Origin of the sequence: Frankia gtarii, assembly GCF_025403375.1 — a bacterium.
Taxonomy (GTDB): domain Bacteria; phylum Actinomycetota; class Actinomycetes; order Frankiales; family Frankiaceae; genus Frankia; species Frankia gtarii.
Window position 1 is genome coordinate 1 of record NZ_JAMPTM010000638.1, and the last position, 403, is coordinate 403.

Here is a 403-nt window from a genome sequence, read left to right on the forward strand (position 1 = left end):
GGCAGTAGCCGTCACCCCAGACGGCCAACAGATCATCAGCGGCAGCGACGACGGCACGATCCGCATCTGGGACCGCCAGAACGGCACCGAACAAACCACCCTCACCGGCCACACCAGGACGGTCCTGGCAGTAGCCGTCACCCCAGACGGCCAACAGATCATCAGCGGCAGCGGCGACGGCACGATCCGCATCTGGGACCGCCAGAACGGCACCGAACAAACCACCCTCACCGGCCACACCAGGACGGTCCTGGCAGTAGCCGTCACCCCAGACGGCCAACAGATCATCAGCGGCAGCGGCGACGGCACGATCCGCATCTGGGACCGCCAGAACGGCACCGAACAAACCACCCTCACCGGCCACACCGACTGGGTCCGGGCAGTAGCCGTCACCCCAGACGGC

General features: G+C 67.0%; 1 protein-coding gene. It reads left to right on the top strand.

Going from position 1 to position 403, the window contains the following annotated elements; genetic code table 11:
• The coding region (locus tag NBZ83_RS32695; RefSeq protein ID WP_261576575.1) for a WD40 repeat domain-containing protein at positions 1 to 403 on the top strand (403 nt) is incomplete at both ends.